The sequence below is a fragment of the Methanobrevibacter sp. genome (genome assembly GCF_015062935.1).
In the GTDB taxonomy this organism is placed as follows: domain Archaea; phylum Methanobacteriota; class Methanobacteria; order Methanobacteriales; family Methanobacteriaceae; genus Methanocatella.
The window spans coordinates 1-18,509 of sequence record NZ_SUTM01000025.1 but is presented as its reverse complement, the minus strand read 5'-3'; the positions used below and the strand labels follow the sequence as shown (position 1 = coordinate 18,509).

Sequence of the window (18,509 nt, the reverse complement as noted above, 5' to 3'; positions counted from 1 at the left end):
AATAATTATTTTCACGATTCATAATTTGTATACTTATTGCTATAACTGGCCAAATACTGCTCCATTTCTTTAATTTAATCAAAACCTTTAAATAAAACTTATGATAAATTTATAGTTAGATATTGATGAAATAATAATTTTTTTAAAATTTTATCTAATGATTCAATATTTTTAATTAATTAAACGAGGTGTAAACATGTCTGAAGAAGAAATGATTGAAGAAACTTCTGAAGAATTTGTTGATGAAGAAGAAGAAAAATTACCTTTTGCTAAAGCAGAAGTTGTACGTTTAATGAAAGAAAATCTTGATGATGACAAAATGATCAGGGAAAGGGTAAAAGTAGAAATGAACAAATTTTTAGGAGAAGTCTTAAAAAATGTTTGTAAACAATTAAATGATTATCCATACACTACTATTGAGTATGAAATGCTTAAAGAATCCACTTACCCATATACTAATATTGAAAGAATTAATCAAGAAAAAGAAAGAATATTATTACATTTAGAAGCTATTAAAGCAGATTGTAATGCATTAGCTATGGATGTACAAAAAACATTAAAATTAAAAGATGTTGTAGAAGAAGATTCATTTGCTAGTTTTACAGCATCAAACGATGATGAAGAAGAGGAAGAATAATCTTCCTTTTTTTACTCTTCAATATGACTAAAACCTGTTTTTAATTCTCGCAATTCCTCTTCCGGAATTTCTAAAATTTCAACCTTATCACTGACTATGTTACTTTGTCCAAACGGATCTTGAATAATTAATGTTGCAGTTTTGTTTCCATTTTTTAGTTCTTGAATGTGGTCGAGAGTATTTTTTCCATTTTTCTGGGATTCCTCGTCATCAAACAATTGCAAAGCTTTTTTCACTGCATCTTCAAAGCGATTAAGCATTCCTTCAACATTAGTCACATACCCTTCAGATTTTGGACCGGGTTCCACTTTAATGCCTACTTCAGGTATTGAAACAGTTGCAGACTGTGAGCGAACAACCCTGACTGTTAATGTATTTTTGTTAATTTCCAAAACATATTTTGCAGGGTCATTTTGTTCCAATGCAATAATGTCATTGTGTTTAAATCCACATTCCGGGCATTGGATACTTGTTTCAAGTACTTTTCCAAAGTGAGGAATTTCAAGTTCCTTCATAATTGACTTTGCCTTGCCTTCTATACCGCATGCGGGACATTTGATAATCATTTCAGTTAATTGCTCTTCATTCATTTAAAACATATCCTTTTTCATTCAATTCTTTTATAATGTTATCCAGCTTTTCCTGATTAGGTGCGCAGATAGTTGTTTTCCTATATTCTGATAAGTGATATAGTCCATTTAAATCTTCTTTTTTATTTTCATCATCCTTAAGTTTTTCAATAAATTTTTCAGCGGATTGTGAATCTGAAACATTGACGTTTCTTGATAAAGGTTCCTTGAAGCCTTTTATGTAATATGTAATGTTTCTGATGCTTCCATTATTTTTATTAATGATTATGTCAATGACATCCTCAAGTTCATCAACGCTGTTTATTAGATTGACGGTGGTGCAGGAATTGTTGATGATTGCTAAAATTTTATCAAGTGTTTTATCAATCTCTTCCGCTTTTATAACATGAACGTTATGACTTTCAGCTTGTTTTAGGAGGTGGTCATGGATTATCCTATTTTCTCTAAAGAAATCCAGCTGTTTTCCGCCTCGGTGTATTTGAACAGCTCTTTTAACAAATCTTTCCTTGTGTGCCTCTTCATCGGAGCTCAATACAAAAAAGTAAATTTCCGCATATTCTTTAAACTGTTCGATATTGATTAATCCGGGAACTAGATGGACTCCTTCTATGATTATGTCATCGTAATCTGTAATTGCTCTTTGAATAATTTTTTCCAGAGCGGGTATGACGGATGCTGCATGTTCATCGAATCCTGCCGATACCAGCTCTTCATAACTTTCGTATCTATTTTTATTTCTCAGGTGTTTGTATGCATCATAGGAGGAGCTATGCAGTGCAGGAGCATATTCTTTCCCAATAATTCCTCGCACAACAGCTCTTATAAAATCGCTTTCAATCAGATGTTTGATATTTAATGTTTTGGCCAATTCTGCTGCGATTGTAGATTTTCCAATTCCTGATGCACTTCCAATAAGTATGACGTAGGGTTTTCTCATTTTATCTCCCCATTATAAATTTGTAGTATATGGTATTATTTATGGTTATATTAACATAAAACATTATACTTTATTAATATGAAAATTCATAATTTATTATAGTATCATTTTTTGAAATTTTTTTTTAAAAAATTAAGATTAAATTTACATGATTAGTTATAAGTTATAAATTATAGGTAGGGGTGAAGTTTTTGTATTCAGTAAAATCAGTTAAAGAAATTCAAGATTTAAATCCGTTCATAGTTGTTGGATGCGGAGGCGGAGGTGAAAAGTTCTCCAATCTTGAAGGAATAGAAACAGTAGGTTTCATTGATGATGATGAAAGAAAGCAAGGAAAGGAATTTTGTGGCCACATTGTTTGTGACAGTTTGAAAAACTGTTTAAAAGATGCGCCAGAAGCAAAATCTCTTGTAATAATGTTACCTATTGGTGCTGAAGGTTCTGCATTAAAATATGCAGTTCAAGCTATCGATTCCGGTTTGAATGTAATCACTTCATTTAGATCATTGTCAATTGAAGAAAACTTGTCTTTAAAGAAATTTGCTGATTCAAAGCAGGTTGTCATAAAAGAGATTGGTCCTAGGTTAGATGTTGTTAAGAAAATAGCTGGAGTAGCCCCTGAAAAATCATGTGAAGTATTGCCAAAGATATCTTATACTCCTAAAGCTCCAGTAATTTTTGTTGGCGGAACCTCCCAGGAATGTGGAAAAAGAACCACAACTAAAATGCTCGGTAAGGCCAGCAGTGAAAGAGGCATGACATCTGCTATTATTTCCACTGATGAAATGGGTTTGGAAGAACCTACTGATTTTAACTTTAGAGCAGGAAGCCTGTCTGCAATGGATGTCCCTGCAGCGGTTTTATCTGCAATCAAATATGTTGAAGAAACAAAACATCCTGATATTATTTTTATTGAAGGTCAGTCCAGTCTGACTGAAGACGGAAATCCTCATCCAAGAGGATTGTCAGCAGCAATTTTAATAGGAGCCGCTCCTGATGCAGTAATTGTTGGACACAGACCAAATCATCCATACAGAGAACCTAGAGGTATTGCTGAAGAAATCAAAGCTATTGAAGCTGTGGAGCCTACAAAAGTTGTTGGTTTATCAGTTAATTTCAAGAATTCCGAATCAGATATCGAATCATTTGAATCTCAATTTGGTTTGCCTGTTGAAGATGTTTACAATAATGGTGCTTCAAAATTATTAGATGCTATTTTAGAATATTTAGAGGAGTAATTACAATGGGTTTTTTGGATAATATTAAAAGAAGTTTAGGTTATGAAGAAGATGAAATAAATCATCATGATAGTATGGAAGGTGCTCTTTCAAATTTATCTGACATGTTTAATAATCTTGTAAAACCTAAAGACGGCAACAACTATCAGCAACAACAATATTCTCAACCTCAATATAGGCAGGAACCAAGACAAACACCAAATCCAAGGCCTCGTCCGGAACCTACACCAACTCCGGCTTATGAGGATTATGATGATTATGTGATAATTCCTGAACAGTCATTTTATGAGATTGTTTTAATCAGGCCAAAAACTATTGATGATATCAATTATGTTGTTGATCAGGTAATTGAAGAAAATAATCCTGTCATTTTGGATTTATCATTTTTAGAAAAAGAAAGTGCTGCTAATTTCAAATTGGCCGGAGAAAAAATTAAACAAATGAGAGAAAGATACGGCGTTCAGGCATTATTGCTTGCAAGAACAGAAGATAAAGATTTGTTAATCGTTTCTCCTAAAAAAGTAAAAGTTGTAAACAAAGGTTAAGTAGATTAATTTCTACTTCCACTATTTCTTTTTAAAAATTTTAAATATCTTATTAATACATATAATACTACTATAACTGCTACAGCTATTTCTATTTCTAATATGCAGTTTAAAATTAAATTACTTCCCATTTTTCCTAAAACTCCTTTTGTTGCAAGAGCACTTATAACAAATGGGAATGTAAATGCTGAAAAGCTTGGATAAAAATCTAAATTTCTGTATTCGATGAGCTTAATGAATGCAAAAATGTAGAATATGCATGCGATGACATACATTATGAGTAAAAATTCAGGTGATATTCCTGGTGCTGAATTGATGTATCCCACTATCAATATGCTGAAAATCGCTGTAAATATGCATATCAGAGGTTTATTGACATCCGGAACATCTGGTTTTTTAATATATCTATAAAACATCAAAGGCATTGTTAAAAGCATTGCTATGAATCCTATGATGAAAAATAGGAATCCAATTTCAGGGGCATTGTGAACGGCAGATGTTATTGCTGCCATGGTGATTCCCACAAAGACAATCCAGTAGCTCGGATAGACATTAGAAATATCAAAATTACGTATCATAAAATGATAGGTAAAGTAAATCATTAGCAAAATATGCAAGACTATTCCAATAATCCATATGGCATATGCAATACTTGAGCTAAATTGGGTGAGGTATGTAGATAAAAGCATAATACTCATTGAAAATGTGCCGAAACTGCTGAGTATCACAGGATTTTTAAAATCCTCTTTAACATTTTGGGGATGGGAAACTATTTTTAAAATAATTAAAATTAAAAATATTAACCCTATGGCCCCAAAAAGATATCTTAAATATGGATGGATGTCCTGCAGCAGGTTTCCAAGAGATAACAATGCAAGAACCAATCCGCTTATTGGGAGGGGAATATTTTTAATCAAATTCATAATTTCACTTTTTTAGTTGCTAATTATCTATTTGTATCCGTATGTGATAACATAACCGTTTTCATCAACAAGCCTGTAGTATCCGTCATCGTAACGTATTTCCTGGGAACCGTCAGCCATGTTTTTACGTGACACTTCATGTTCTCTAGGATTCCAGCCGTCATTGGTAACTTCACTTTCATGAAGCGGAGTATATCCTTTGTAATTCGGATCATTTGTTGGACGATTGGCATCAATTGGATCAACAGAACTGCTAGAACTTGAATCTGAGCTACTTCCACCTGATGCGACTATTTCATCGGTATAGCTGAATTTTTTCTCAGCTGTTGTTGCTTTGTATTTGTCGTTTCCATCAAATGTGCAGTTAACTGTGTATTTTCCATCATCCATGTTGCTTAATTTTAGAGTTGCTTTTCCCTTTTCATTTGTAGTTGCATTATATTCTTTGGTAGTGTTTTTACTTGTCAATTTGATTGTAATGTTGGCGTTTTTGATTGGAGTTTTATTCAAATCTGTTAGTTTAATGATTACTGAATCTCCATTGCTCATGGTCTTGTTGCATTTTACGGTTAATTTACATTCCTGTTTGTTGAAATCTCCTGTAAGCATTACTCCAAGCCCTACTGCAAGTATGGCTATTATTATAATTAGCAATATTATAATTATTTTCTGATTATCCATTTTATCATAGCCTCTGAAGTTTAAATGTTAAAGAATTCCTGCGCATTCTTATGGGATACTTTTTCAATGTTTTCTTTTGAATATCCTCTTCTATTTAATTCTCTCACTGTTTTTGGAACGGATAGCGGGTCTGACGGTTTATTGCTGATATCACTATTCAATAGAAATTTATCAAATCCGTATTCATCTAAAATAGCTATAGCTTCATTTTTATCCATCTTTTGAGGCTGAACGGTCAGGCCTAACATGCAATCGCAGTCAATTGCTGTTTTTATAACATTCGGATTTATGTGGTCTATAACTGCATTTTTTTCATCCATGTGGTTCGGTAAAATCTCCAGAATTTTATCAAGGACTTCCTTTTTATTTTTTCTAGGTGTATGTATGATAACTTTGGAATTTGTTTCATCTGCAATATCTAACTGTTTTTCAAATGTTTCAATTTCATTATCTGTCAAATCTTCAAGACCTATTTCACCAATTGCTACAATCTGGTTGTTTTCAATCCATTTGTAGAGGTTTTCAAATATTATCTGAGGATTTTCTATAGTATTTGTAGGATGGATTCCGAGTGCTACCTTTAAATCAAGGCCATATTCTCCGGCTCTTTTTGTATCATATTCTAAAATCCTATTTAAGTGATTTAAAAGTATAGTTTCGTTATCAATTTTATAAGGGTAGTAGCTGCAGGTTATTGCCTGATTAATGCCTGCCAGATACATTTTTTCAAAATCTTCGCTGCTTCTTGAATCTGCATGCATATGGGTGTCAATCATCTTATCACGTCAATATTTTTAGTTATATTCTATTTTTGTTGATTTAAAGTTAAAAAAATATCTAATTATATCATTCTTTTTAAGTATTTTGCAAGTGCATTGCGATGTACCTGTTCACTTCAGCTGACTTTATATCCCATAGTAATAAAAATTAAGATAAGAGTAATACTACATAGGTGATTGTATGATAGATACTGTAGATTGTATAAAAAATTTTGAAACAATAGCTGAAGATGTAAAATTCGTAACAAATTCTTTTGTTAGGTTAAAAGTATTGGTAACTTTGTTGGAAGAACCTAGAAACATGAAAGAAATAACTGATTTGACTGGATTGAGTTATAGTTCCGTTTCAAGTACAATGCATGATTTGGAATTAAAGCATTGGATTTACAGACACCAAAATAAATATTTTTTATCCAATTCAACAAGGGTTCGCATTGCTAACCTTATGGAACTTGACCAGACAATTGCTGTATTGGATAACTTTTTCAACATTCTGCAAGGCCATATCATTGACATGCTGCCATTTGAATCTGTATTGGAGTTCCATATGCTTCATAATGCGAATTTCATTGAATCTCAGGGTGTCGATGCATATAGGACATACAATTTTATTCAAAATTGTCTGGCTGAAGCGGAATTCGTAAAATGTATAATGCCGATTTTTTACGAACCTTTTTTCGATATCCTATGTGACATGATTTCATCCAAAGGTGATGTAGAAATATATGTTCCTCAGAACCTGCTAAACAGTTTCGAGAGAAAATCAGGCATTGAAACTTTAAAACCATTTGATGAATTAAATTCTTTCCTATTGATTATTACAGATAATGTGATGATTTTAGGATTATTTATGGATAATGGTTATTTTGACCAAACAAGGATTTTAACTTCCAGTCATGAAGATCCTATTGTTTGGGCCAATAATCTTTATGAAAATTTAAAAATAAATGAGTTTTAAACTCATTTATAATATTTTTCCAGATACTCTTTTAAATCGCTGATGGCAATTCTTTCTTGAGTTTCTGTATCTCTGTCCCTTACGGTTACTTTATCGTCTTCAAGTGAGTCAAAATCAACAGTTACTGCAAGAGGAATTCCAATTTCATCTGCTCTGGCGTATCTTTTACCGATGGTTCCGCTTGCATCGTATTCAACTGTAAATCCAGCCATTCTTAAGTTTTCAGTTAATTCCTGAGCTATTTCACGAGGTCCTTCTTTGTTGACAAGTGGGAAAATTCCAACTTGAACAGGAGCCACGGATTTATTGAATTTAAAGTAATCTTTTCCTTCAGTTTCAGTAAATGAGTGTAACAATACAGAATATGTAATACGGTCAATACCGAATGACGGTTCAATTACATGAGGAGTGATTTTTTCTCCGGTAATTTCTTCTTCAACATCCTCGAAAATTAATAAATCTTCAGTAACTTCATATTCTTTATCTAATTGGACTGTAAATTTACCTTTTTTATCGATAGCTTCTTTTATTTCATTGACGTCAGCTTCTTCAATTGCCTGTTTTACTTTAGGAGAGTCTCCTTTAAATATTGGTCCGAATTTAGATAAATTAGGTTTCACAATAGTTTTTTGAACTTTTTTAGGTTCATCATATTCAACAAATACATTTAACTCATCGTTACTGAATTTGGAATGTGATGACAAGTCGTAATCTCCTCTATCAGCTATTCCGATAATTTCAACCCATCCGTATTTGTCAGTTAAAACTTCCACGTCCCAGCAGTCAAGAGCATAATGTGCCATTTCTCCTTTCAGGTGTTGTCTGAATCTTAAAACATCTTCAGGAATTCCGATTTCCATAAGGAATTTACGTGCTAAATATAATTGGTAAATTAACATTTCATTAGCCACAATGCCTTTGTCCAAAGCTTCACGTGCAGTAATTTCTAAAGGTTCCAAATTATTTTCCTGAACTTCCTGTGAATTTAAGCGTAAAACCTCATTTTCAATTTGTGAGAATTTTGGATGAGTTTTATCTTTAGGATTTAAAAAGATTTCAGCTTCTGCCTGTGTGAATTCCCTAAGTCTGATAACACCTTGTCTTGGGGAAATTTCATTTCTGTATGCTTTTCCGAGTTGTACCGCGCCGAACGGTAATTTTCCTCTGAAAAATCTTTCTAATCTTTTGAATAAAATGAATATACCTTGTGCAGTTTCAGGTCTCATATAACCTACTTTATCGCCTTTTGCACCGATTTCTGTTTTAAACATCAGATTGTAGTTCCAGATTTTTGACAATTCACCTTCACATTCAGGACATCTGATGTTGTTGTCAATGACTATTTGGTCAAGCTCTTCATTTTCAAGGCTTTCCACATCCTCACCGATAACATCTTCAATGATGTGGTCTGCTCTAAAAACTTCTCCGCATTTTTCACATTTGCACATTGGATCTGTAAAGTTGTCAACATGTCCTGATGCTTTTAGGACTTCCTTAGGCATTACTGTAGGGCCTTCAATTTCATAAAATCCTTCACCTGAAACATACTGTTTTCTCCATTTTTGCATAATGTTATTTTTTAGACTTGCACCAAGAGGTCCGTAATCGGTAAAACCTGATACTCCTGAGTAAATCTCAAAAGATGGCCATAAAAATCCTCTTTTCGCACTAATATTTGACATTTTATCATGATTCATAAATATAATCTCCACTTATTTTTCCAATTCATAATCTAATTTAACTCTACTGCTTTCAGGGCGGGTTTGACCCATATACTTACTTTTTCTATCCGGATGTCCATATGGGATTTCAGATGGTGTTGTCATAGTTTCAAAAACAATTTGACAAACCCTTTGGCCGGGATAGAGTGCAACAGGCATTGCCCCAATGTTGGATATCTCCAAAGTTATTTTGCCTTCAAAACCGGGATCAATAAATCCTGCTGTAACGTGCATGGTAACGCCTAATCTTCCCATACTTGAACGCCCTTCAACTCTTGCAACCAAATCTTCAGGTACTTTAACGTATTCCAGTGTAGTTGCCAGGGCGAATTCGTTTGGATGTATTATAAATGCATCACCTTTTTTAACGGTTGTTGATTCCATATAAGATGCAATATCATCTTCATCTTTAGGATCAATATAGGGTTTTCTAATAACTTTAAAAACTTTAAATTCATCTCCCAGTCTCATATCAATGGAAGATGGTTGGATTTGTTTTTCATCTAAAAGAGGTTCAATTTCTATTTTGCCCTCATTTAAATATTCTTTTATAGTCTTATCACTTAAAATTGCCATTTTTTCACACAAATAAGTTTATAATTAAAATTCTCTAATTTCAAGTAAATTGTCCATTCTATTGACTACATTATCAATAGTTTCAGCAGTATAATCAATGGTAATTGCATCGAATTTGCATGCATTTACGCAAAGTCCGCATCCTCTGCATATGTCGTAATCAATTGTAATTTTATTGTCCACTAAATCTATTGCTTTGAACATGCAAACTTCCATTAAACATTTTTTACATAGTTTGCATTTGTCTTCATGGAGTTTCACAGTCACTCCATCGAGTTTTTCCAGTTTGTCACTAATTGAATAATCTAAATTAGGATGTACTTTCCATAAACAGCAGCAAGGACAGCAGTGACAAATTGTTAATAGTCCTTTTCCCGGCCTTACATTCATCCAAACGGTATCAATTTTATTTCTTCCTATGATATGGCTTAATCCAGCTGCATCTGCTTTATCAACATGTGCAAGTGCTTCTTCAACAGTTGCTTTTTTCCCAATATGTGCTGGAATTTTTCTGGAAGTTGGGCCAAGGAAGATACATCCTATATCTTGGGGGTAATCTTCACAGCCGTTTGAGGTTCTGCACAGACAGGAATTCATAATTACAATATCGTCGCATCTTTTAATAACATCTTTAATAATCTGTGTAGGTAAGAATTCAGAACCTTCTGATTCAATTTTCTTATTGATATTTATTGTATTTGGTATAACAACGATTTCATCCTCTTCAAAAAGCATTTTATCAATTAATCTTCTGTATGTTTTTGATTTTTTGGTAATTTCAGCTATCCAAAATCTCCAATTGAATATGTATTTTAAAGTAAATATGCTTATGTCTGCAAATCTAGGTCGTCTCATTGTCCACCAATCTTATTATTCAATCTTCTTAAAATGCCCTTCATAGTATGGGCTTCTCTGCCGGTAATGAATGCTCTTGAAACAATATTTCTAAAAGTCTTTTTACCGTTTTTCTTTTTATGTTCCGGAATATCCAGAGTGTCAATTAATGAATTCATGTCTTTCAAAAGATAATCTTTTTCTAATTCACTGCTTTCATTAACTCCCTCAACTCCAAAATCATGCCTATTCTTAAATAGTTCATAAAATATTATTGCGGCAGCATGTGAAATATTCATGATAGGATATGTTGGGTCTGTTGGAATGGACACGCAGATATCACAATCTTCGATTTCTTTGTTTGAAAGTCCATCTCCTTCCCTTCCGAATAAAATTGCAATTTTATTTGAAACATTCATTGATTCACCAAGCTGTTCCGGCCTTAACGGAATCCTTGATAAATTGTAGCTTCCTCCAGCCATTCCTGTAGAAGCAACCTTAAAATCAATTCTTTGTGACTGATAGAATTCATCTAAAGTTGCATAAATTTTTGCATTTTCCACAATGTATTTACCATGTGTTGCTTGATAGAATGCTTCATTTGTTAATGTTGGAGGATTTATTAAAACTAAATTTTTCAATCCGAAGTTTGCCATTGTTCTCGCAAGAAAACCAATGTTTCCCGGAGTTTCACACTCGACAAAAACAATATAAATATTCTCTTTAAAGAGATTAGTTTCTCGGTCTTCTTTGTCACGGACAAGCTTTACTCTTCCGGTTCCTCTGGATTGAGTTTTGGATTTAGCTTTTTTTGTAGAAGTTGACTGTTTTTCGCTTTTTTCTTCTGATTTTTCTTCAGGTGAATTCATTGCAGTTGTCTCAACCACTTTTTCTTCACTGACTGCAGCATCTCCTATTTTAATCAACTCCTAATTTAAGTTCTATTCTTCGTAAGATTTATTCAATAATTCAAGAATATGCATCGCTTTAATATTTTCTTCTCCGATTGCATTCAATCCATCCTGCAGGTTCAGCTCACAAAATGGACATATTGTAACTACTGCATCAGCGCCGGTTTCTTTAATCATTTCTGCTTTAGATTTGGATAAATCCAGTGCAATATCTGGTTTTCCGGATTTGATTCCTCCACCAGCTCCGCAGCATTGACAAGGATATTTCATTTCTTTAAATTCAACACCTGGAATTTTTTCAATGATGTCACGAGGAGCATCTTTAATTCCTTGACCCCTTCCTAAATGACAAGGATCATGGTATGTAACGGTCATATTGACTTCGTTAAGTTTGGATTCATCTAATTTGTCAACTAAAAATTCACTAATGTCCATTACATTTAGTTTGGAGCCAAAATCAGGATGATTATTTTTCAATGTTGCTCCGCAACCTGAACATATTGTGATTACTGTATCATAATCCTTAAAGACTTCCTTGTTTTTATCAACCAAATCTTGAACTATGTCAGTTTGACCAGTCCTTAAAAGAGGAGAACCACAACAAACCTGGCCTTCAGGAACATCAATATCAATTCCATTCTCCTTTAAGATTTTAACTAGTTTATGTCCTGTTTCAGGGAATTTATAATCTACCATACATCCGGTAAAGAATGCAACTTTTGAACCGGTGTTGTTTTCAGCTTCTTCTATGAATGGAGTTTTATTGGTTTTTACGGACCTTCCAGTTTTTAAGATGTTTTCCTTAAATGCAACATGTTCTGGAAGAGGTCCTGAACCGTTAGCAACTGCAATAGCTCTCATTTTTTCTATTGCATCTCCAAAGGTGTTGATGTTTTTAGGACAAACAGCCAGACATTTACCGCAACTGGTACATTTGTATAATCCTTCATCCAAAGCTTCTTTAAGCCTGTCAAAATTATCTCTCGGATCGCTTTCAAATTTACGGACATATCTCATTAAGTATGGTCCACCAAATTCTTCTGTTGCAATATTGACAACAGGACAAGTTGAATAACATGAGTAACATTCGATACAGCTTCTAACCTTTTTGGTTTCTTGAGAATCTGCCTTTGTGATGCTTGTGTCAAGCTCATCACTGCATGTGTGGTCACATTGAAGGGATAATTCCAAATCTTTAACTTTAGCTTCAATACTTGATTTGTCAACTATCAAATCTTTAATAACAGGGAATCTGAGCGGTTCAATAATTGCTCCGTTTTTTATTTCTTTCTGACATGCTAGAGCACCGTTTCCCTTAAATAAAATTCCGCAAGATCCACATTGGCCTGCTCTACAAGAGCTTCTAAAACTGATGTCTGCATCATACTTGTCGTTGATAGCTTGCAGTGCATCAAGAACCTTCATGTGTGGAGTTTGCTCTATTTCATAACACTCCATATGGGGTTCACTGTCAGTTTCAGGGTTAAATCTTGAAACATATACTTTAATCATCATTTCCCTCCAATATTATCAAAAGCTTATAAAACATTATAATATAATATTTGTATCTTAACAAATATATTATACTTACTATTGTAGTTGAAAAAAATATTAATTTTCAATGGTTTTAATTAAATAGGGTTAAAAAAAAGGTAGAAAAATAATTAAATTGGGTTCTTAAAAAAATAAGTGTTGAGGAAATTAATCCTCAATTGTTTAAATCTATTTTAAAACAAATTTTCTCATGCCGATAATACTTAAGATTATGGCTATTATATAACCTATTAATGAGATTACTGGCATGTCGAATACTCTGGGTCCGAAAGAAACAACTGAAGAACCGATTATGAGTGCTGAGATTAATGCTATAATTGAAACCTTGTCGGTAATGTCGACTTCAAATCTGAATTGCAGCTCTTCATTTTCAATCTTGTGGATTGTTTTTGTAAGAAGTTTTGGCAATGCCTGAATCATATGTCCATAAAGGATTGCACTGCTTTTTTTGCTTTTTATATATCTTTTTGGACTGAGTCTCTGTTTTGCAATTTGAGCTGCAACAGGTTTAATTGATGCGAATACATCAATTTCAGGATCGAGATTGTGTGCGGTAGCTTCAATCATTGACAGGCCTCTTGCCATTGTAACAACTTCATTTGGAAGAATGACTCCATACTCTTGCATTAGGTTAAGCAGTGCTTCTAAGACTCCATCGAAACGGTTGAGCTGTACACCGAAATATCTTCCAAACAAGTCATTCAGGTCTCTTCTTAAAGTAGTTGTATCAATGTCATAATCAAGGATGTCCATGTACATTAATTGATTTATCAATCCGTCAACGTCCTGGTCTACAAACAGCAGCATTACTTCGGAAAGGTCACGTTTGAATTTTTCATCAAAGAATCCCATCATGCCCAAATCAAGATAGCACAATACATTGTCCTCTAAAATCATGATGTTGCCTGGGTGTGGGTCTCCATGGAAAAATCCGTCAATGAACAGCTGTTGAAGATATGAATCGAGGACAGTTTTTGCTAAAAGTTTCTTGTCAAATTCATCTCCTGTACTTGCATAGACATCATTTAACTTTGTACCGTCTATGAACTCCATTGTTAAAACTTTTGAGGAGCAATATCTGTCATATGTAGCGGGAATATGGACCTTTGGGTCGTCAATAAAATTCATTTCAATGCGTTGCATGTTCATGAATTCATTATTGTAATCAATTTCCTTGTGAATGGAACGGTCAAACTCATCCATTATTCCGGGCAAGTTTATTTTTCTAACCTTTTCACTTAATCTGTCCGCACGAGCGGCTATAAATTTCAATATCCTTAAATCAAGATCAATCTTATCTGTAATTCCTTCTTTCTGGATTTTAACTGCAACTCTCTCACCGGTTATCAGTTTGGCTTCATGAACCTGACCTATTGATGCGGTTGCCAGGTGGTCGTGGGAAAAGTCTTCAAACAGTTCATCGATATTGCCATGAAGTTCTCTTTCAACAATTTTTTTGACTTGTTCATAGCTTATTGCAGGATTATCATCCTGTAAATTAGCTAATTCGTTTGCTATTCTTTCACCGACAACATCAGGTCTAGTGCTTAACAGTTGACCTAATTTAATGAATGTGGTTCCTAATTCCTGAAGCATCAGTCTTAATTTAACTGGTGTTTCATCATCTAATAAAAGATTATCTGCTTCATCATCATCTTTTGAACGAATTTTATTTTTTGCCGTTTGGCCTAAAATTTTATCAAAACCATATTTTTTTAGGGCAGCTCTAATTTCACCCAAACGCTGTTTGGTTTCTTTATCCATATTTAATCACCCGACTTTATAAACAATCTATATTCCGTATAGTTTTTTCTAGTAAAATAAATTTAATATAATATTATTTTTCTATTGGGATTATATTTAATATGTGTCATTTTTTTTTAAAAATAGGGGTATATTAGTAAAAAATAGAATATGTATAAAATAAAAATAGTAAATGCTTGTGCATTTACTTTTTAACTTTTGCAGTTTTTTTAGCAATAAAACTACTGTATTTAGCTTGATATTTGATGGTTTTGCCCACTTTAAGCTTATTCAAGATACTTTGTTTAATGGTAACTTTTGCAATACCTTTGGAGTTGGTTTTTGCTTTATAGGTTTTTCCATTAAATTTGAAAGTAACCTGTTTGCTTTTAAGTGGTGATGAACCTTTTTTGAGTGTTGCTTGTAAGGTTAGTTTTTTAGCTGATTTTTTAACAGTAGCTGTTTTTAAGGCGATTTTTGTATTTTTATAAACACAATTTTTAACTGTTCCGCCATAGATATCTTTACCTTTTGGAGCTTTATTATCACTAAAAGTACATTTCACAGCTTTAGCGCAATGAACTTTATCTGAGTCGGAAGTTCTGAACCCGTAGATTGCTCCCCCTCTTTCACCTGCAACATTGTTTGCAAAAGTTGATCCTTCAATTGAATTTGTGTAATATTTAACGCTGGAAACCCATTTGCCGTTTTCGTAATGTCCTGTTTGCTCATGGCATTTGAAATAGACTGCTCCACCATACATTGAAACCTGATTTTTATTAAATTTTGAATTTTTAATAAATAGGTCTTTACATCCAAATACGGCACCTCCTTTTTCACTGGCCTTATTTGAATTGAATGTACATGAATTTATATCTATATGGGAGTATGCATAAACCGCTCCTCCGCCACGACCGTTAGCTATGTTGTTGGTAAATACACAGTTGGTTATGGTGTCTTTTCCATGTTCAAGGGCTGCTTGCATTGCAATACCTAATAAAAGGTTAACATCATCAGTTGCATTTTTGCCTTCAAAATAATTGTAATAGAACTGTGGACCTTTTTTAAGTGTTAGTGAGAAAACCGCTCCGGCATCTCCCCCTGCAGAATTCTTATTGAATTTTGAATTTTTTAAAGTTAAAGCTCCTAATGAATTTACAGCTCCACCGGCAGTGCCTGCATTATTGTTTGTAAAATAACAGTTATCAATTGTTAAATCTGCAAAGTTTAATATTGCACCACCATAGATTTTGGCATTACCGTTTTTAAAGGTGATATTATTCAAAATAACCTTGTGGAATGATAATCCGTTTCCATAGTTTATATTGAAAATTCTTGATTTGCCCATTGCGTCAATGACATGGCCGTTACCGTTTATAGTTATGTCTTTATTGATGAAAATTCCAGTGGTTAGTTTAAAATCATCGTTGTACTTGTAATCTCTGGTTAAATTTATTTCGCTTCCATCTTTAGCAAGACTGATTTTCAATTGCAATGCTGTGAATGTTCCGTTATCCTCATCGCCGATTAAATCAGTGACATTTCCTAAAGGTTGATTTTCATTGTTATTAATTGCTTCTAAATTGTTTATATTACTTTCATCACTGGATATTGAAGTATCATTGATGTCAGCGGCAAAAACGCCTGAAACGCTAAATAATATGCAAGCAACTAATAGTATAATAAATAACTTTTTTTTCATTTTATTTAGCTCCGTGTTTATTTTTTTTAAAAATAATTAGAAGTTAATAAATAACTTCTAAAATAATCCACTTTCCTCCAATTTTTCTTCAAAGAATTTTGACCTTTTATCTGCTTTTTCCTTAATTGCTACTGCAACGATAACTGTTATTATACCAATTGCTAAAAGAATAGCTAATGCTGGCCAGTAATTTGACCAGACAACACCTAACTGTGCTTCCCGTATCAGTTTAATTGCATATGTCATTGGCATATATGGGTATAATGTTTGGAAGAATTTATGCATGATTTCAATAGGATATATTCCTCCTGTTGCTGAAATTTGAAGAACCAAAAGAACTACTATAGCTCCTTTTCCAACGGTTCCTATTGCCGAAATCACTGAATATACCAGAATCATGAACACTACCGATACCAGTATCGATGAAAATATAAACAATGGATAATTATCTACATGAACTCCTAAAAGATAAGCTCCAATAATTGTTACACAAGCCTGCAACATGCTCAAAACTATGTAAATTAATAATTTACCTGAATACATTTCAAATGGAGAATATTTGGTTCCTATACTTGATTTAGGTTCTATCATCACACAGGTAATTAAAGCACCAACCCACATGGACAATACAATATAAAATGGCGCTACATTGGATCCGTAGTCAGGTACTGAAAATACTTCATTTCTATCTAGTTTAACTGGTGAGAAGAAGTAATCTCCAAGGAGTGTTTCGTTGATACCTGTAATTGCTGAAAGTTCATTTGCTGTTGCTCCAAGTGAACCTGCTGCAGTAAATAATGCTTGTGCAGCTGAATTTCCAAGTAATTCTGCACCTGCTGCAAGACTTAATGAACCTTCGGCTAACTGTACTGAACCGTCTGCTAGGTCACTTGCTCCTCCGGCAACTTGACTTGACCCATCAGCTAATTTCACGGAACCGTCTGCTAGGTCACTGGCACCTTGAGCAACTTGGCTTGACCCATCAGCTACTTTGCCGGTTCCCTTTGCCAGTTCCGAAGTACTGTCAATATACTCTTTCACAGGGCCGTCCGGAATTAAAGATGAGTCTACTGCAGAGTCTAATTCTTCAGAACCTTGTTGTACTTGGCTTGCACCTTGTTGAACTGCACTGGAACCTTGTTGTACTTGGCTTGCACCTTGTTCAACTGCACTTTTTCCCTGTTGGACCTGACTAGCACCGTCTTTAACTTGACTAGCTCCATCTTGGACTTGGCCAACACCTGATGAAACCTGACTTGCACCAGATGAAACTTGCGCAGCACCTGCTTGAAGTTGACCTCCACCACTGGCTAGTTGGCTTGCACCAGCTGCAAGACCTTCCTGTAACTCTCCAAGTTTTCCATATGCCGCAAGGTTAATAATTTGAATAATTTTTGCATTAAGTGTTGTATAAACAGTATTCGCACCGGTATCTGTTAATTTGGTAGCTACCGGATTGGATTTTACATTCACGACATATTCCAATTCTGCTTGTTTAGGATCATCTCCGGAAATCGAAACAACATTCGACGATAGATTTTTGGGTATTACTATACCCGCATAATACTTCCCGCTATGAACTCCATCTCGCAGTTCATCTTCTGTAACAAATGTCCATTTGAATTTGTCATTTTTCTTCAAATCTTTAACAAGTTCATTTCCAACATTGATGTTTATATCATTAAATGTGGAACCATTATCCAGATTGGCAATTGCAAATTCTACATTCCCCGTATTTCCATAAGGGTCCCAGCATGCTTGTATATTTAAAAGAGCATAAAGGGATGGGAGAATAATTATTCCAATCAAAACAAGGGTTACAATAGGATTTGAAAATGCTGATTTGAAATCGTTTTTCATTATCTCGACAATATTGCCTATATCTTTACTACCCATATTCTCACTTTGTTTATTAATTTAAAAGTTAAACTATTCTAATTTTTAATATTATATTATAGATTTATAAAAATAATTATATATAATAATATTTATTCTAAAATTAAAAATATGATTGAAATTTAGTTTTGTTTATAGTATGAAGAATTTAATGTGTTCTGGTGATTTTAAATTTAGATTTTATTAGTAATTTTTTTAATTTTTTCCGGCTCTTTCAAAAACTTAAGTGATTTGGATCAAACTTAATTTTTTGGAGCATAATTTTTTTCTTTTCTAATTTTCCT

General features: G+C 33.5%; 17 protein-coding genes. 4 read left to right on the top strand and 13 right to left on the bottom strand.

The window, feature by feature from the left end; translation table 11 throughout:
- The first annotated feature begins 196 nt into the window (after positions 1–196).
- Positions 197–637, top strand: a complete 441-nt coding sequence (locus E7Z81_RS10580) for a hypothetical protein (RefSeq protein WP_292747552.1) — start codon at positions 197–199, stop codon at positions 635–637.
- An 11-nt stretch (positions 638–648) separates the two neighbouring features.
- Here the strand turns inward: E7Z81_RS10580 and E7Z81_RS10575 are convergent, their stop codons facing one another.
- A complete protein-coding gene (locus tag E7Z81_RS10575; protein ID WP_292747549.1) occupies positions 649–1,227 on the bottom strand; it encodes a ZPR1 zinc finger domain-containing protein in 579 nt (192 codons plus the stop codon).
- Positions 1,220–2,164 (bottom strand): 3H domain-containing protein, encoded by a 945-nt coding sequence (locus tag E7Z81_RS10570; RefSeq protein WP_292747547.1) that lies wholly within the window; start codon positions 2,162–2,164, stop codon positions 1,220–1,222. Before E7Z81_RS10570 ends, E7Z81_RS10575 begins: the two co-directional genes overlap by 8 nt.
- Positions 2,165–2,355: 191 nt before the next feature.
- Between E7Z81_RS10570 and E7Z81_RS10565 the strand changes: the two genes are divergently transcribed.
- Together E7Z81_RS10565 and E7Z81_RS10560 are read left to right on the top strand one after the other, a co-directional pair.
- Entirely contained in the window at positions 2,356–3,402 is a 1,047-nt protein-coding gene (locus E7Z81_RS10565) for a DUF1611 domain-containing protein (protein WP_292747545.1), read from the top strand.
- A 5-nt stretch (positions 3,403–3,407) separates the two neighbouring features.
- Entirely contained in the window at positions 3,408–3,947 is a 540-nt protein-coding gene (locus tag E7Z81_RS10560) for a cell division protein SepF (protein WP_292747543.1), read from the top strand.
- Between the two features lie 5 nt (positions 3,948–3,952).
- Here the strand turns inward: E7Z81_RS10560 and E7Z81_RS10555 are convergent, their stop codons facing one another.
- From E7Z81_RS10555 to E7Z81_RS10545, 3 genes are read right to left on the bottom strand one after another with little or no spacing between them, the layout of a single operon-like run.
- Positions 3,953–4,870 (bottom strand): TDT family transporter, encoded by a 918-nt coding sequence (locus E7Z81_RS10555; RefSeq protein ID WP_292747540.1) that lies wholly within the window; start codon positions 4,868–4,870, stop codon positions 3,953–3,955.
- Positions 4,871–4,897: 27 nt separating this feature from the next.
- Positions 4,898–5,551, bottom strand: coding sequence for a carboxypeptidase-like regulatory domain-containing protein (locus E7Z81_RS10550; RefSeq protein ID WP_292747537.1), 654 nt, complete (start codon positions 5,549–5,551; stop codon positions 4,898–4,900).
- Positions 5,552–5,571: 20 nt separating this feature from the next.
- Positions 5,572–6,327 carry a TatD family hydrolase gene (locus E7Z81_RS10545; RefSeq protein WP_292747534.1) on the bottom strand — a complete coding sequence of 252 codons (756 nt, stop codon included), beginning with the start codon at positions 6,325–6,327 and terminating at the stop codon, positions 5,572–5,574.
- Between the two features lie 184 nt (positions 6,328–6,511).
- Here E7Z81_RS10545 and E7Z81_RS10540 point away from each other — a divergent pair, with 184 nt between their 5' ends.
- Positions 6,512–7,288, top strand: a complete 777-nt coding sequence (locus E7Z81_RS10540; RefSeq protein ID WP_292747530.1) for a transcriptional regulator FilR1 domain-containing protein — start codon at positions 6,512–6,514, stop codon at positions 7,286–7,288.
- Between the two features lie 2 nt (positions 7,289–7,290).
- Here E7Z81_RS10540 and glyS read toward each other — a convergent pair whose 3' ends face one another.
- The 8 genes from glyS to E7Z81_RS10500 all read right to left on the bottom strand — a co-directional run bounded on the left by glyS (position 7,291) and on the right by E7Z81_RS10500 (position 18,225).
- Positions 7,291–8,985, bottom strand: coding sequence for a glycine--tRNA ligase (glyS, locus tag E7Z81_RS10535; protein ID WP_292747527.1), 1,695 nt, complete (start codon positions 8,983–8,985; stop codon positions 7,291–7,293).
- A gap of 15 nt (positions 8,986–9,000) precedes the next feature.
- A complete protein-coding gene (dcd, locus tag E7Z81_RS10530) occupies positions 9,001–9,585 on the bottom strand; it encodes a dCTP deaminase (protein WP_292747524.1) in 585 nt (194 codons plus the stop codon).
- Between the two features lie 24 nt (positions 9,586–9,609).
- Complete coding sequence (locus E7Z81_RS10525) at positions 9,610–10,440, bottom strand: DUF362 domain-containing protein (RefSeq protein ID WP_292747521.1); 831 nt, start codon at positions 10,438–10,440, stop codon at positions 9,610–9,612.
- Positions 10,437–11,345: a TrmJ/YjtD family RNA methyltransferase gene (locus E7Z81_RS10520; RefSeq protein WP_292747518.1), complete on the bottom strand. Its 909-nt coding sequence runs from the start codon at positions 11,343–11,345 to the stop codon at positions 10,437–10,439. The genes E7Z81_RS10525 and E7Z81_RS10520 overlap by 4 nt, the downstream gene beginning before the upstream one ends.
- A 15-nt stretch (positions 11,346–11,360) precedes the next feature.
- Entirely contained in the window at positions 11,361–12,842 is a 1,482-nt protein-coding gene (tfrB, locus tag E7Z81_RS10515; protein WP_292747515.1) for a fumarate reductase (CoM/CoB) subunit TfrB, read from the bottom strand.
- Between the two features lie 210 nt (positions 12,843–13,052).
- Positions 13,053–14,648 carry an AarF/ABC1/UbiB kinase family protein gene (locus E7Z81_RS10510; RefSeq protein ID WP_292747512.1) on the bottom strand — a complete coding sequence of 532 codons (1,596 nt, stop codon included), beginning with the start codon at positions 14,646–14,648 and terminating at the stop codon, positions 13,053–13,055.
- Between the two features lie 184 nt (positions 14,649–14,832).
- Positions 14,833–16,329: a hypothetical protein gene (locus tag E7Z81_RS10505; RefSeq protein WP_292747509.1), complete on the bottom strand. Its 1,497-nt coding sequence runs from the start codon at positions 16,327–16,329 to the stop codon at positions 14,833–14,835.
- Positions 16,330–16,386: 57 nt separating this feature from the next.
- Complete coding sequence (locus tag E7Z81_RS10500) at positions 16,387–18,225, bottom strand: YhgE/Pip domain-containing protein (RefSeq protein ID WP_292747506.1); 1,839 nt, start codon at positions 18,223–18,225, stop codon at positions 16,387–16,389.
- Between the last annotated feature and the right edge of the window lie 284 nt (positions 18,226–18,509).